Annotated in this window: 14 protein-coding genes; 7 read left to right on the top strand and 7 right to left on the bottom strand. The window is 42.9% G+C overall.

Annotated elements, in window-relative coordinates; translation table 11 throughout:
* From VB714_RS02090 to VB714_RS02060, 7 genes are all read left to right on the top strand, one after another.
* A partial coding sequence (locus tag VB714_RS02090) for a transposase (RefSeq protein ID WP_323220685.1) occupies positions 1-584 on the top strand: 584 nt, incomplete at its 5' end.
* A 50-nt stretch (positions 585-634) separates the two neighbouring features.
* Positions 635-1,855 (top strand): hypothetical protein, encoded by a 1,221-nt coding sequence (locus VB714_RS02085; protein ID WP_323220683.1) that lies wholly within the window; start codon positions 635-637, stop codon positions 1,853-1,855.
* On the top strand, positions 1,852-3,501 hold the full coding sequence (locus VB714_RS02080; protein ID WP_323220681.1) for a mechanosensitive ion channel family protein: 1,650 nt from the start codon (positions 1,852-1,854) through the stop codon (positions 3,499-3,501). The genes VB714_RS02085 and VB714_RS02080 overlap by 4 nt, the downstream gene beginning before the upstream one ends.
* A gap of 112 nt (positions 3,502-3,613) precedes the next feature.
* Positions 3,614-4,855, top strand: a complete 1,242-nt coding sequence (locus VB714_RS02075; protein ID WP_323220678.1) for a HAMP domain-containing sensor histidine kinase — start codon at positions 3,614-3,616, stop codon at positions 4,853-4,855.
* Between the two features lie 60 nt (positions 4,856-4,915).
* Complete coding sequence (locus VB714_RS02070; RefSeq protein ID WP_323220677.1) at positions 4,916-5,608, top strand: response regulator transcription factor; 693 nt, start codon at positions 4,916-4,918, stop codon at positions 5,606-5,608.
* A gap of 101 nt (positions 5,609-5,709) precedes the next feature.
* Positions 5,710-7,023: a DUF4255 domain-containing protein gene (locus tag VB714_RS02065; protein ID WP_323220674.1), complete on the top strand. Its 1,314-nt coding sequence runs from the start codon at positions 5,710-5,712 to the stop codon at positions 7,021-7,023.
* Between the two features lie 183 nt (positions 7,024-7,206).
* Complete coding sequence (locus tag VB714_RS02060; RefSeq protein ID WP_323220672.1) at positions 7,207-7,428, top strand: hypothetical protein; 222 nt, start codon at positions 7,207-7,209, stop codon at positions 7,426-7,428.
* A 35-nt stretch (positions 7,429-7,463) separates the two neighbouring features.
* Here VB714_RS02060 and VB714_RS02055 read toward each other — a convergent pair whose 3' ends face one another.
* From VB714_RS02055 to purC, 7 genes are all read right to left on the bottom strand, one after another.
* Positions 7,464-8,591, bottom strand: coding sequence for an acyltransferase family protein (locus VB714_RS02055; RefSeq protein WP_323220670.1), 1,128 nt, complete (start codon positions 8,589-8,591; stop codon positions 7,464-7,466).
* Positions 8,560-9,753, bottom strand: coding sequence for a lipid-A-disaccharide synthase (gene lpxB / locus VB714_RS02050; protein WP_323220668.1), 1,194 nt, complete (start codon positions 9,751-9,753; stop codon positions 8,560-8,562). Before lpxB ends, VB714_RS02055 begins: the two co-directional genes overlap by 32 nt.
* A gap of 40 nt (positions 9,754-9,793) precedes the next feature.
* Positions 9,794-10,600, bottom strand: a complete 807-nt coding sequence (gene lpxA / locus VB714_RS02045; RefSeq protein ID WP_416309581.1) for an acyl-ACP--UDP-N-acetylglucosamine O-acyltransferase — start codon at positions 10,598-10,600, stop codon at positions 9,794-9,796.
* A 40-nt stretch (positions 10,601-10,640) separates the two neighbouring features.
* Complete coding sequence (fabZ, locus tag VB714_RS02040; protein ID WP_323220664.1) at positions 10,641-11,156, bottom strand: 3-hydroxyacyl-ACP dehydratase FabZ; 516 nt, start codon at positions 11,154-11,156, stop codon at positions 10,641-10,643.
* A 72-nt stretch (positions 11,157-11,228) separates the two neighbouring features.
* Positions 11,229-12,068 (bottom strand): UDP-3-O-acyl-N-acetylglucosamine deacetylase, encoded by an 840-nt coding sequence (lpxC, locus tag VB714_RS02035; RefSeq protein ID WP_323220661.1) that lies wholly within the window; start codon positions 12,066-12,068, stop codon positions 11,229-11,231.
* Between the two features lie 30 nt (positions 12,069-12,098).
* On the bottom strand, positions 12,099-14,495 hold the full coding sequence (locus VB714_RS02030; protein WP_323220659.1) for a BamA/TamA family outer membrane protein: 2,397 nt from the start codon (positions 14,493-14,495) through the stop codon (positions 12,099-12,101).
* 73 nt (positions 14,496-14,568) lie between these two features.
* The gene (gene purC, locus VB714_RS02025) at positions 14,569-15,312 is read right to left on the bottom strand and encodes a phosphoribosylaminoimidazolesuccinocarboxamide synthase (RefSeq protein WP_204103412.1); all 744 of its coding nucleotides are present in this window, start codon (positions 15,310-15,312) and stop codon (positions 14,569-14,571) included.
* Between the last annotated feature and the right edge of the window lie 104 nt (positions 15,313-15,416).

Below are 15,416 nucleotides of genomic sequence, written 5' to 3'. Positions count from 1 at the left end.
AACAGATTGCGACGATTAAGGAGAATAAACCTCAAGGATTCTGGTCTAAAAGACTATCTCGCATCACTGAAAAGCGTAACCGTCAGATGAGAGATGCGGTTAATAAAGCAGCGAGATTGGTTATTAATCATTGCTTAGAAAATGGCATCGGTCGCATTGTTTTTGGCTGGAACAAGGGTCAAAAGAACGGTATCAATATCGGCAAAAAGAACAATCAAAAGTTTGTTCAAATTCCTACAGCTAAACTCAAAGAACGCATCAAGCAACTTTGCGAACTGTATGGAATAGAGTACATCGAAACTGAGGAAAGCTACACCTCGAAAGCATCGTTTTTAGATGATGATTTCTTGCCGACATTCGGTGCAAAACCCGAAAGCTGGAAGCCATCAGGAAAGCGAATTAAACGGGGATTATATCGTACTCAGAATGGTTTGTTCGTCAATGCTGACTGCAACGGAGCAGCGAATATTTTGAGAAAAGTAGCGGCAACTTTAGGAATTTCTCTTAAAGAAGTCAGTAGCGGCGTTTTGACCACGCCTGTAAGAGTCCATTACTGGACTACTTCCGAATCCCCGTCTCTTTAGAGCGGGGAGGGTCAAAAACTATAATTAACAGTTATTGATTGGAGGTTGGTATGAACAAGAAAATTGCGATCGCGTTGATTATTTTTACCTGTTTAACGGGGAGTTTGGCGATCGAACCTGTGGACATTGTACTGGCTCGGGAGAAGGATAAGCAGGAGGAAGAAGAATTTAAGCCTTTAGAAATTGTCGAACTCGATCCCCTTCTTCCTGCGGATATTGAAACAAATCCTCTCAACGATGCTGAAAAACGCAATTTAATTCCGATCCTAGATCGATTTGCTTTAGAAGCAGAAACCGAGTTTTTAGCAGAAGATGGGGATAAAGATCGTGCCTTTACAATGTGGTATCGAGAACTGCGCTTGCGACGATATTTAGGTGCAGTGGAGGAAGTTGCAGCATTGGGAAGAGTGGGAAAAATTGCTTGGGAAAATAATCGCAATCAAGATTTATTTGTCATTCGCGAACGACTCATAGAAATTCAAACCGACGCAGAGGAAAAGAAAACACTTGATTCTCAATTGGCTAATGTTTTGGCGATCGCCTATGAGGGAATTCGCTTTTATCCTCAAGCCTTAGCCATGTACGAATTTATTTTAGTGGGAGTTCGAGAAACAGGCGATATTAATGAGTTAGAACGAATTTTAAACACGATCGCGCAACTTCATTTAGAATGGTTTCAATATTTTGCGGCAGAAGAAGTTTATAAAGAATTGTTGACATTAGCGCGATCGCAATTCGACGATGCCAATATTTTACGCTATTTGGAACAGATGGCATATCTTTACGATCGCGCCAAGCAACCGGAAAAGGCGATCGAAACTAAAATAGAATTGTTACAAGGGTATTTAAAAAAGGAATTAATTGCCAAAATTCCCCCTTTACAAATCTCTTTAGCTGGGGATTATGAAATCATTGGTGAAGGAGAAACCGCCAGCGCAACCTATCAGGAGGCTTTTAGTTTAGCTTGGGCTAATCAATACTACGCTTACGCCAGCGATGCCCTCAAAAAATTGGCAGAATTGTATTATACTTACGATCAACTTGATTATGCTTTAGAGATTTATCGAGAACAAATCAAAGCCGCAGAATATGCAACCGATGAATTCTCAATTATGGAAATTTACGATCGCATGGGACAAATTTATCTAGAATTAGAAGATTATCCTCAAGCCTTAAATGCCTTGCAAGAAGGATTAAAAATCGCTCGTTCTTTGGGTCACAAAGAAGAAGATTTTTTAGAAAAAATTGCTGAAATTAACGAGTTTTTATGATTGACAAACAAAGACTAATACAACAAGTAAAATCTCGCCTTCTGGCTATCTTGAGTCTATTTCTCTTGACTTTAATAGTTACGATAGGAATTAGCAGTCTATCTCCCGTTTCCGCACAACTTTTCTTACCGCAAACCCTTGAAAACACCCTACCGGAAATTTTCCCTCTTGATACTGAGAAGGAAACATCTGTCGAATGGATTAGATTAGATGGAAAACCACTTTTTCCTATTGTAGGGGGGGAAGAAGAACTTTCGCAACGAGTTCGGGAAGTACAAAAAAATCTGTGGGACATTCAAAAGTATTATCTGAATAGCCCAGATCGAGAAGTAGAAATTGAAATTCGTACCTCACAATCTTTGCCCATTCTCTATGTCAGCGATCGCTATCTTTTAAGCATAACTCATCTCGATGCTCGCTTACAAGGCAGCGATCCCACTACTTACTCGGAAACTTTACAAGAAAAAATAAGCAATGCTTTAAAAGCCTCAAAAGCCGAACGTCAGCCCCAACAAATGCGAAAAAAGGCAAGACGGGGAATTATTATTTTTATAGTGGTCGCACTGGTTAGTTTAGCTTTAAATATTTTACCCGCTAAATTTGCGCGATCGCCCTCTTCTCAACCTTTTGATGAACCCCCGATCGCGACTCGTTTAAATCAAAGACAATACCGCAATTTAAGTGCCATTCGCCGCATTCTCAGGCAACTTTCTCAGATTGCTCTCTGGACCATAGGAACGTTGCTGATTCTCTCTTTATTTCCTCAAACTCGATTTTGGCAAATCACGATTTTAGAGGGGATTAAATCATATTTATTAGTAGGTGCAATCTTAATTTTAACTTATGTTTTTGTTCGACTCAGTTATGTTCTCATCGATCGCTCCATTGCCGCTTTTATTCAAAGTGCAGAACTTATTCCCAAGCGCAGCACTCAAAGATTACAACAGCGCATTTCTACTATTTCTAGTGTTACCAAAAGTATTAGTACAATTTTTCTGTCTATTATTGGTATCCTATTGGCTTTAGTCAGTTTAGGTGTTAATATAGCACCATTACTAGCAGGGGCAGGATTAATTGGGGTCGCGATTTCCCTTGCTTCCCAAAATTTGATCAAAGATGCTATTAATGGTTTCTTGATTTTGGCAGAAGATCAATATGCGGTTGGAGATGTGATTGGTGTCGGAAATGTATTTGGTTTAGTCGAAAATATTAGCCTGCGAATGACCCAACTGCGAGATACAGAACAACGCTTAATTACTATTCCCAATAGCGAAGTTAAAATTGTTTCTAATCTCTCCAGTCTTCGTTCTCAAGCCGATATCAAAATTCCCTTAAGCTATCGTGTTAATATTGATGAGGCGATCGCCTTAATAGAACAAGTCAGCGAAGATTTTGCAGAAGATGCCAACTGGAAAGAATACATTCTCGAAAAACCGCAAATTTTAGGGTTAGATGAATTCACCGATCGCGCGGCGATCGTCCGAGTTTGGATTACAACACAACCCCTGAAACAGTGGGATGTAGGGCGAGAATTTCGCCGTCGAATCAAACGTGCTTGCGATCGCGCTGAAATACCCCTTGCGCTGGGACGAGAAGAAGTTTGGCTACTTAGTAATAAAGATGACGCAAGTTCAATTGTAAAATAATTTGTAAAATATGCTTAAATTTCCCCAAATAGTTTCTTTTTTGTCTTTAATAGAAATAACTCCCAGATTTTGAATAGATTCTTCCCATTTTGACCCCAATTTTGATACAGAGATGACTTCTCTTATCTCCGATCGCCAAAACGCGAAATTATCTCTAATGTCTCCATCTTCGGATTTAAGTTCAGTTTGTCAAACACAACTCGAATATATTGCTTCTTCTTTGTCTTGTATTACAACTTGGATTGTTTATCGAGAGCAAAAAGGAGACGAACGTAAATCATTTCGGTTTGTTCTGAAAAAGAGCGAGACAGAACAAACAATACTTCCTGAAGGCGAAAATCGAGAACTTTTAAGCTATCTAGAAGGAGAAAATTGGCTCGATCGCAATTTTCCTGAACTACAATGGACCCAATGGCAATTAGTCGCACATCCTATTTTACAATTGATTGCGATCGAATCTAATTTTATTGCTTTAAACTCAGAAAATTCACAAGAAAAAAACTATATTTATATTTACTGTTTTGACGGACAAGAAAAGCCCGATGAATATTTTTTATTGTGGAAAGAACAGCCTTTATCAGAGTCAGAATATCATTATCTTCAACAGCAAATTAACTTCTTAGAGAATTATATGGCACTAATGCAAACTGTCACCCAACAGCGAGAAGAAATTGATTTTTTAGAACAACTGATTCAACGAGGAAAACATCAATTACGAAAACCCTTAGCTTTGATTGGTTTATATGCAGAAAATCTCTGTTTGGGTTTAGCAAAAGGAAAATATCAAGAACAAGCGCAAGGAATCCGAGATAGTGTTAGCGAATTAAGTCATAATTTAAAACGGTTGCTTAATAGCGATCGCGAAATGCGAATTTATCCCGCACTCTACGATTTAAGAAAAATTCTTCAAGAAACGCTGACTTTGCTACAACCTCAAGTAGAAGAAAAAAATATAAAAGTGATTTATCCCGACCAAGGTATTATTTTAGCCATCGATCGCTGGCAACTCAAACAAGTTTTTGAGGTTTTACTCTGTAACGCGATTAGTTTTAGTCCAGAACATGAGAAACTGTTCTGTAATTGGCAAATTTTAGCCGATGAAGTATTAATTGAAATTTGCGATCGCGGTAGAGGATTATCCCCAGAAGATCGAGAAAATGCTTTTTCTCCTTTCTATTCTAGACGTATTGGAGGAACAGGTTTAGGATTGGCGATCGCCAAAGATATTATCGATCGCCATCAAGGGAAAATCTGGGCGGAAAATATGCCAGAAGGAGGTGCGCGTTTTTGTTTTACATTACCTCGTCAAGGTTCCCAAAGTGCGATCGGGATTTTGGGAGAATTCTGTCTCTAATTGACTTTTTAATTTGCTCTTTAATTTAACTTTAATCTCAGTTTTTATTTCCCGATAACCATGACTCGTAAAACTCCAGTGATTTCTATTTTGCTAGTAGATGACGAACAACGCTTTCGTCAAGGGTTGCGAACTTTACTCGATTTTTACAACGATCGCGGAGAACTTAAATTTAAAATTATTGGGGAAGCCGCAACCGTCGAACAAATGCTATCTGTTACCCAAAAACAACAACCAACTCTCATTTTATTAGATTTAGAACTCTCAGAAAATAAGGCAGAAAATAATGGTATTGATGCGTTACTCGGGCTGCAAGAACTATCCTATACAGGGAAAGTTTTAGTGTTGTCTTCTCATCAAGATGATAGTTGGATTTTTCGCGCCATGCAAGGAGGAGCAATGGGGTATGTTTTTAAAGATTGCCTGGCCGCGCAATTGTATAATGCGATCGCAACGGTCATTGATGATAAAATTTATTTAGCTCCTGAAGTAGCCACTCGCTTTTTCCGACATTTTCAATTTTATGCGGGTCATTCCCTGCCTATTGCCAAATCTCTAAAATTAACCGAACGAGAACAAGAGGTTTTACACTGGTTAGTGCAAGGTGCATCCAATGACGCGATCGCCAAAAACCTCTATATCACCGTTGCAACAGTTAAAGCACATTTGTCCTCAATTTTTACGAAACTCGAGGTCAAAAATCGCACCCAAGCGATCGTTAAAGCCCTGCGACTCGGATTAGTTCAAGCGTAAAAGAAATAAGGGGCAAGAGGGAATAGGGAAAAGGCAACAGGGAATAGGCAACAGGGAATAGGCAACAGGCAACGGGAAATCAACAGCAAAGAAACAAATTTATGAGTAATCATCTCGCGATCGCAACAGTTACAGCCACCTTACAAAGACTTCTACAATCAGCCATTCAAGGCGATGTAGAGGGGGCTAGAGTGACGACGGTACGACCAGATGCGATCGGGACAGCTACCCCCGAAACAGGTGTAAATCTTTATTTGTATCATGTTCCTACCAATTTTATTTGGGGTAATAGTGCAGAAATTCAAAGAAGAAATCGGCAAGGATTAGCCGCAAATAAAGCAAGAACAGCTTTAGATATGCACTATATGATTAGCTTTTATGGTAACGATGCAGAACTAGAACCTCAACGTTTACTGGGTAGTGTGATTCGTACTTTAACCGATCGTTCCAGTATTAGTACAGACATGATTGCCGATACACTAGCCGACTCAAACCTCGGCTATCTTACCGAGTCAACACTCACGAATCAAGTTGAACAAGTTTCTTTTCAACCCCTTAATTTAACAATTGAAGACCTCTCTAAAATTTGGTCGGTATTTTTCCAAACTGCCTATAATCTTTCTCTAGCTTATAAAGCAAGTGTTGTGATGATTGAAGGAGAAGAAGTCGGATCGAAACCTTTACCAATGGGAGACAGATTTGGCGGGGTTGGTGCTTTTGTTAATCAACCGACTGTCACAGATGTTATGCACCAAGATGGTCGTTTTGTTCCCATTGAAGCAGAGAGTAGGATTATTATTCGCGGAACTAATTTAAAAGAAAAAGATGTATTTGTTCGCATTGGAGACGCAGAAACAAGGGCAGAAAATATAGAGAAAAATCAAATAAAATTATCTTTATCTTCTTTTCCTCAAGAACTTTTAAAAGCAGGAATACAAGAATTACAAGTTATTCATCGTTTTCCTTTTCGTACCGAAATCGGTAATAATGGCAATAATAATGAGGAGAGTGAAAACGATCCTATTGAAAAATTTCGTAATGTTAAATCGAATGTAATTCCTTTTGTCCTGCGTCCAACGATTATTGACGCATCTCTTGATGATTTGATAGATATCGGCAAAGGTTTACGCAATGCAACTCTAATCATTGAGATTAATTGGGATGTTAAACCTCAACAAAAGGTTATTCTTGCCCTCAATGAATGGTCAAGAGAAGAGGCAAAATCTTATTTGTTTGAAGTTGATTCTTTTGAACAGGATACAAGAATCATTTTTTTCCCAGTCAAGGAGGTGAAAGCAGGAAATTATTTGATTCGCTTGCAAATTGATGGGGCTGAAAGTAAATTAGAACGGGATACCGATCCCGGTAGTTCGACTTATGGTTTATTTATGCGGCCTATGTTATCTATTGAATAAAATTGTGTATATAACTCAACTTGCTAGTTATTGATTCGATCCCCCCCAGCCCCCCTTGATAAGGGGGGAGAATCCCAAAGTCCCCCTTTTTAAGGGGGGAGAATCCCAAAGTCCCCCTTTTTAAGGGGGATTTAGGGGGATCGAAATGTATAAAATTGTGTCTAAAATTGAGGTAGAAAACTCATGAATGAAGAAGAAAAACTCAGACAAAAACTGGATGATGAACTCGATATGATGAGTTTTAATCGTCTACACGAACTCGGAAATCAAGCCATTAAAGAAGGCGCGATCGCCGGTCATGGATTTCGCAATGGTCAATACGAAATTCTGCAAGATGGTGAAGCTAAATTGATGACTCCAGAAGAAGCACAACAGTATTTGGAGGAACTTATTAGGAATTCCTAGGGACATTGCAGGCAATGTCCCTACAGGAAACCCGCTTAAATTTTGATAAACCAACGTTGGCGATACATGAAATAGAGGATTATCCACCAGAAAAGAACGCTGGCGATCGCAAACAATAAAGACCCATTTAAAGAACCTGCCCAAGGTTCAAAAAGGGTTTGATATAACCAACTATAGGTACTCGGTGCATCATCTCCCGTGCCAATTTTAGTGCGATAGAGAATGCGAACGACAAAACCAGAAATAACAAACACAAAAATCGCATTTAATCCCATTACTTTAAAAGGAAATGCCCAGCGTTTAATATTGCGAACTTCGATTAGTTCGTAGCAAAATGCCAGCAAAAGTAACGACCAGCCAGCACTATACAAAACATAGGAACTCGTCCATAATTGCTTGTTAATAGGAAAAAATGCTCCCCATAAAGACCCCAATAATAAACCGGAAATTCCAAAAGCAACTAATCCCAAACTCGTTCTTGATTTTTGTGGCTGAGAACGTAACCAATCTCCTGTAAAATAACCGAATAAGACGGTAACAACAGCAGGAAGGGTACTAAATAAACCTTCTGGATCGAAATTAGCTTGCTTGTATAAATGCGGCACTCCTAACACTAAACGATCCAAATAAGCGGCAAAATTCCCATCAGGAGTTAGTTCTCCCGCACCCATTCCAGGTACAGGAATGAAAATCATCAGCAGCCAATATCCCACTAATATAAAAACAGATAATCCCCATAACCATTTTCTGGATAAATGCAATACTGCCATTGCACCACAGAAATAAGCAACAGCAATGCGCTGTAGAACTCCCATAATTCGCAATTCGGGTAAATTATAGGTGGGAAATCCATTTAATAATAAACCCAGTAAAAATAGCAAGCCGCAGCGTCTCGCAATGCGCCAATAAACTTTAGCAGTAAGTTGCTCAGAATGGGTATTTTCTGTATCGAGATACTTTTGTAAAGAAAAAGCCATTGCTACCCCCGCAATGAACAAAAAAGCGGGAAAAACGAGATCGGTAGGGGTAAAACCATGCCATTCTGCATGAAGTAAGGGGGGATAAACATGACTCCAACTGCCAGGATTATTGACGAGAATCATGCTGGCGATCGCCATACCTCGGAAGACATCAAGAGAGACTAATCTTTTGCTTTTTTCCATTGTTCCTTGAGAGTTGATTGAATATTTTTGTAGCAGCGCGATCGCAAACCCCCAACTCTCCCATATTGGCCCGCATTTTCTGATATCCAGAGAGAATCAAATCGCGTCTTTTGGGGTTTTCCCATAACTCTAGTGCTTCCTGACAAATGCGTTCTGGTGTTACTTCTTCCTGAAATAATTCTGGAACAATTTCTTCCATATTCATTAAATTAACCGGAGAGATAAAAGGAACCGAAAAATTAAAAATCTTCCGCGCGATCCAGGCATTCAAAGGATGAAAGCGATAGACAACCAATTGAGGCACATTTAACAAAGCCAGTTCGAGATTAACCGTTCCCGATTTGGTAATGGCCAGATCCGCAGCCGCCAAAATTTCTAAAGTTTTGCCTTCTAAAACCGTTGCTTGTAATTGATATTCTTGAATTTTTTGCTCGATCGCATCGCGATATTGTTCTAAAGCCAGAGGAATCCAAAAATGTACCTTGGGAATTTTAGCTTGTAATTGGCGAGCCGCCGCAAAAATAGGCGGGAGAAGATACTGGATTTCTTGTCGGCGAGAAGCGGGAACCAGGGCGATCGCCGTTTGTTCCGGTTTGATACCCAAACGCAACCGCGCTTTGTCTCGCGTTGGTGCGGTTTGAATGCGATCGATGAAGGGATGACCCACCCAATCAGACGGCACCCCGCGTTGTGCGTAAAACTTCTGTTCCTCCGGAAAAATCGCCAGAACGCGATCGGTAATGCGAACCAGCGTATTCACTTTACTACCCAAGGGGTACCAAATCCAGGCTTGGGGCGCAATAAAATAAATAATCGGCAAATCGGGGAATTTATCTCGCAAATAGGAACCGATCGCCAAATTCGGGTCTTGGTAATCAATGAGAATCACCAGATCGGGAGGATTTTGTTGTAAATATTGCTTTGCTTTGCGTTGAATTTTTATCGTTTCCCACACAAAAGGAAGGGATTCAATGAGACCAAACGAACCAATCGGCGCGGTATTGGCAATCAAAGTTGCCCCGGCTGCTTCCATGCGATCGCCCCCCAAAGCAACGATCTCTAAATCCTCTCCTCGTTGCTCTCCCTGACCCTTGAGGGCTTTAATTAAGAGGGATCCCTGTAAATCTCCGGAAACTTCACCCGTGCTGATAAAAATACGCATTGCGATCGGTAATGGGTAATTGATAACCCGTGATAATTGTTTAACGTTTTGCTTTTTGACTGCCTGGAATCGGACCCCGGCGATCGGGAGTCAGAGAAGCGTTTAGGAAAGATCGCAAATGCGCCAAATAAGAATTATCTCCCAGCAAATCTAATTCTTTGAGAGCATCATTAAAAGAGCGATCCGAACGATAAAGCATCCGAAACGCCTTTTTCAATAAAGTCATCTCCTCTTCACTCAGTCCGCTTCGTTGTAAACCAATTAAATTCAGCGATCGCACCCGCCCTGGATTGCCCTCAATTAACATATAGGGAGGAACATCGCGATCGATGCGACTCATGCCCCCCAACATCGCCATTGTGCCAACGCGAACAAATTGATGAATACCCAATACCCCCCCAACGACCACCCTAGACTCAATCTCCACATGACCCGCTAAGGCCACATTATTAGCAATCACCACCTTATCGCCAATTTTGCAATTGTGGGCGACGTGAGAATAGGCCATGATTAAATTATTGCTGCCAATGGTTGTCGCTTCTCCTTCCGCCGTTGCGCGGTTGATGGTGACATATTCCCGAATGCGATTACCATCACCAATTTTGACCCAACTCAATCCCCCCTTATATTTTAAATCTTGAGGTTCGAGTCCGATGGCCGCCCCCGGAAAAATATGATTGTCTACCCCAATTTCTGTCGGACCTTCAAGGACAACATGAGCGCCAATACGAGTTCCCGCACCGATTTTCACGTTTTCGCCAATGATGGCATAGGGATCGACTCGAACCGTAGAATGCAGTTCGGCTTGAGGATGAATGACAGCACTCGGATGAATTAAAGTTTTCAAGGGAGTTACTCCGGCAAATTCAGCTTGCACCATTCAGGGATTAGTCTACCAAGGAAAACATCATTTCGCCTTCCGTGACTAACAGGCCGTCTACTTCCGTGCGACCGTGCATTTTGCCAAAACGACCGCCTCGGATGCGAAGGAGTTCCACCGTCATAACGAGGCGATCGCCAGGAATGACCGGACGACGAAAACGAACTTTATCAATGCCGGCAAAGACAAATAAACGACCGCTATTGTCCATTTGTGTGAGAATTAGTCCCCCCACTTGAGCCATTGCTTCAACGATCAGCACCCCAGGCATAATCGGACGAGTGGGAAAATGACCTTGAAAAAAGGGTTCGTTAATGCTGACATTTTTAATCCCCACCGCTTTTTTTTCGGGGACGAATTCGATAATGCGATCCACTAGAGCAAAGGGATAGCGGTGGGGTAGAAGACTTTGAATCTCTTCGATCCCCATGACGATCGCTTCGGGTAATGGCTTGGCATTGCCATCTGGGTCGGTTTCTGGCACGGGGGTGATTTTGGGGTTTGTTTCAGTTGCTATTGTCATTATTCCTGCTCTTATTGCTTGAACTCCTAGCGCCAATATGATAGGGGTCAATGGGGGACTGTCAAGGCACATCTACAAACACTGCGCGATCGCCTTCGCAAGTCGAACGTGTAGATGATGGCTGGCTTTATAAGCGAGGAAATGTCCTCTCGGCCATTTTCCCAATAGGCTTAAATCCCCCACTAAATCTAAAAGTTTATGCCGTACTGGTTCATTTGCAAATCTTAAAGGTGGATTCAACCATTTTTCAGTATCGCAAACCAAGGCATTATCAAGGCTTCCCCCTTTTATCAGTCCTCCTTGACGCAGGCGCTCGATTTGGTCGGCAAAACCAAAAGTACGGGCAGGGGCGATCGCGCCAGCAAAATCTTCAACTTCGGGATTCCAACTGTACCATTGATTGCCAATGGGAGCATAGGAAAAATCGATGCCGTAGGTAAAACGAGTTTCCCTGGCAGGCATGGCGGTAACAAATGCGTCTCCTTCTTGTACGGAAATCGGTTCGCGAATTTCCACAACATTGAGATTTGTCTTAACACTTGTCTCAGGCGATAAGTCCCGAAAACCCGCCGCCGCGATCGCCTCCATCCAGTTTCGGGCAGATCCATCCAGCAAAGGAATTTCCCCCCCATCAACTTCAATGCAAGCATGATCGATGCCGCTTGCTGCCAAAGCCGCCAGCAAATGTTCCACCGTGCGAATAGTTGCCCCTTCCCCTTCTAACTCCGTAGATAGGGCAGTTTGAGCCACAGAAGGCAAGCAAGCGGGAATTTTCGGTTTCTGGGGTAGATCCGTCCGCACAAAATAGCGTCCCGCCCCAGAAGGCGCAGGGAGAACCCGCACCGTCGTCTTATGACCCGAATGCAGCCCTACCCCCGATCGCACAAAAGATTCCCCAATTGTCCTTTCCATGTCCTTCATTATTCAGCATTAATCTTTTCCCTAGAACCTCTGTCCAATACCAAAATGCAGGCGGCTATCGCCATCATCATTAAAGCCATAATCAACCCGAATTGGTCCGAGAGGAGACTGAATGCGAACCCCAACGCCATAGCCAAAACCACTGCCTGGCTTACCTCGCACCCCAGCAGGGTTCCCTGGAACATCATTGCCGGTGCCCAAATCGGTTCCGTAATCTAAAAATAACGCCCCCCCGACAAAAGATAAAATCGGGAAGCGATATTCTGCCGTAGCTTGAAAATAGGAACGACCGCTACCCACATCTCCTTCCGCAAACCCGCGCACGGAATTTGCTCCCCCCAAACTAAAGGCTTCATAAGGGGGCAAATCTCCGATAATGGTTCCCGCTTGAAGATTAAAGGCGAGGGTTTGGGGCGCATCGGGATCTTCGGTAAAGTTAATGAAATCCACGGGGAAGTAATGACTGTAACTCGCTCGCAAACGGTTAAATAAGATGGTTCCCGCACCAATGGGAATACTTTGATCCATGCCCAAACGTAAGAGAGAACCTTCGGTGGGTTCCAGGGCGCTATTTCGCAAATCCCGAACTGCGCCGAATTGCAGGAGGGCTAAAATATCGCTTCCCCCTGGAGAAAAGGAGAGTAAATTGCCGGAACTGTCAAATTGACTGAGATCTCCATCGGCATCTTGAATGGATATTCCTTGATACTGGAATCCGCCGGAAAGCGTCCACTCGGGCTTTGTAAAGGGATCGGGAGAGAGGGGGCGACTGAAGGTGATTCCTCCCCCCGTGCGGACGACGCGAGGGCGATCGCCGTTGGGAAGGCGAATTTCTGTACCTCCTCCATCAAAAATTAGAGAAATTGATTGTCGGCGAAAGGCGTTCACAGTATAGGACAAGCGGTTGGGATCTGTGGCGATCCAAGGGTCGGTGAAGCTGAGATCGAATAAGATTTCCCGTTCTCCGATTTGTAATTCACTGGTGAGTTGCTGATTATTGCTGCCGACATTGCGCTGTTGATAGCTTACTGTCCCAAAGAAGCCTGTTGAGGAACTAATCCCGGCACCGGCGGCGATCGAGCCAGTATTGCTTTCTTCTACATCAACATTAACAATGACTTGAGAGGGATTCGTGCCAGGAGAAAAAGATAAACGCGCATCTTTAAAGAGTCCCAAGCCAAATATCCTCTGGAGATCGGCTTGAGCGGTTTCTCGTTTAAATACGGTACCCGGTGCAAGCTGCATTTCTCGGGTGACGATGAAGGGACGAGTTATACCGTCTACTTCTTCTTGGTCTTCTGTAAAAAAGCGAACCTGAACATCTTCGATAATCCCTTCAGCAATGACCAAGGTAACAACCCCATCATCACTAACGTTGGGACTGTCTAGGACTTGGGCAAGATCGTAGCCGTTTTGTTGATACCACTCGTTTAACCTGATAATTCCTTCTTGTAAGTTGCGGAGATTGAGGGTTTCTCCATATCCCTCCTCAAAAATTTCATCGATCGCCTCTTGAGCAATTGCCGGTTCGTTCACTCCTTGAGGAAGATTTCGCACCACGACGCGACTTAAAACGGGGTTAACTTCGACTCGAAAGGAAATTCGCACCCCTAATGGCGTATCTTCTGGGGATTGGGTGACATTGGCAAAGAATCCTGTCGCAAAAATGGCGTTAACATCTTCTTGGAGTTGCCCTCGGGTGGTTGTTCTGCCGGGTTGGGTGCTAATGGTGTTATAAACAAGTTCTTCGAGTTCTGGGGTTAATCCTCTACCTTCTACGGTCACTTCTGAAACGAGGACTTGCGGTTCGGCTTCGCTTGGTGGTGCCGTGGGAATCTCATTTTCTAAAGGAGAATCTACGGGAAAGTCTGGTGTTGCTTGGGTGAGTTCTTCCCCTTCTAAAGCAGAGTCTGGCAGTGCTTGAACTAATTCGCGATCGCCGATCGCCTCTGGCTGAGAAAGTGACTGGGAAATTTCGGGAAATAAGGAAAGCGTTAAAGGCGTTTCTGAGGTTTGCGCTTCAACTAAGTTAGTTAGCCCTGGGATTGGTGCGGGGATAGCTTCACTTGCTTCAGTTTCAAGGATTTCAATACTTTTAATTTCCCAAGTTTGCTCCGATGCTTGGAAAAATTCTGGACTTTTCAGGAGAATGGATTCATTTTCCGGCATCGTTGCCAGTTCCTCGGGCAATCTTTCGGTTTCGCGATCGCCAATGGAGGTAATGAATTTTTCTTGGGTTTTGGTGAAAGGTACACTCAAATCAGGCTCAATGGTATTGTCAGTAGCGGAGATTGAGGCTTCTTGGGTCAAAGCGGTTCTCTCTGGGGCAACTTGCTCGGCGATCGCCAGGGCGGAATCTGCTGTACTCAGGGTTGTTGAAGCAGTCAAGACAACGATAGGAACGAGTGATAGGCGCATTTTTTTAGTTCGGTTTAACACTTCTACACACCAATTTAATTATGTTTTTAAGATGTTTTATGCAGGATGGCGATTATGAATTCTGAGGGGAGGAGGCCATTTTCAGAACTCTTTCCCGCAGAGCTTGATAAGCTGATTCAACTTGCCCGAGATCTTGACGAAAACGATCTTTATCCATCACCCGTTTTTGGGGATCGCTTTCGGCAGTATCCCATAAGCGACAGGTATCGGGACTAATTTCGTCGGCAAGACGAATTTGGTTTTGGGCATCCAAGCCAAATTCGAGTTTGAAATCAACCAACGTAATTCCACAACCTTCAAAAAACGTTGTCAGATATTGATTAATTTGTAAAGCACGGGTGTGCATTTCTTCGACTTGCACAGGAGTAGCAAGTTCCATTAAGAATAGGCGATCGCGGGTCAGCAAGGGATCGCCAAGGGCATCATTTTTATAGTAAAACTCAACCAGGGGATTCTCGAGCGGTTTGCCCAGAGGCAATCCCGTTTGCTTGCATAAACTGCCGGCTGCTTTATTTCGCACCACGACTTCCAAGGGGAAAATTTTGACCGATCGCACTCGCATCCAATCTGGTGCCGTTTGCTCGAGGTAATGGGTGGGGATACCTTGCTCTTCGAGATACTGAAACAGTGCGGCTGAAACGGTACAGTTGACCTCTCCTTTCCCTTGAATGGTGCCTCGTTTTTGCGCGTTGAAAGCGGTTGCATCATCTTTAAAGTAAGCAAGCAAACTATCTATATCCTCTGTGGTATAGATAATTTTTGCTTTACCCTCGTACAATTTTTGCGGTTGGGACATGGAAGAATCGGTAATCGGTAAATCGGTAATCAACTTACTAATTTACCTGAAGTTGCGAGACTGCGCTCAAGGACGCGAGATATACTGAGTAAATAACCAATAAG

Source organism: Spirulina sp. 06S082 (assembly GCF_034932145.1).
Taxonomy (GTDB): domain Bacteria; phylum Cyanobacteriota; class Cyanobacteriia; order Cyanobacteriales; family Spirulinaceae; genus CCY15215.
The sequence above is the reverse complement of the archived record's forward strand: the minus strand, read 5'-3'. Positions and strand labels throughout refer to the sequence as shown.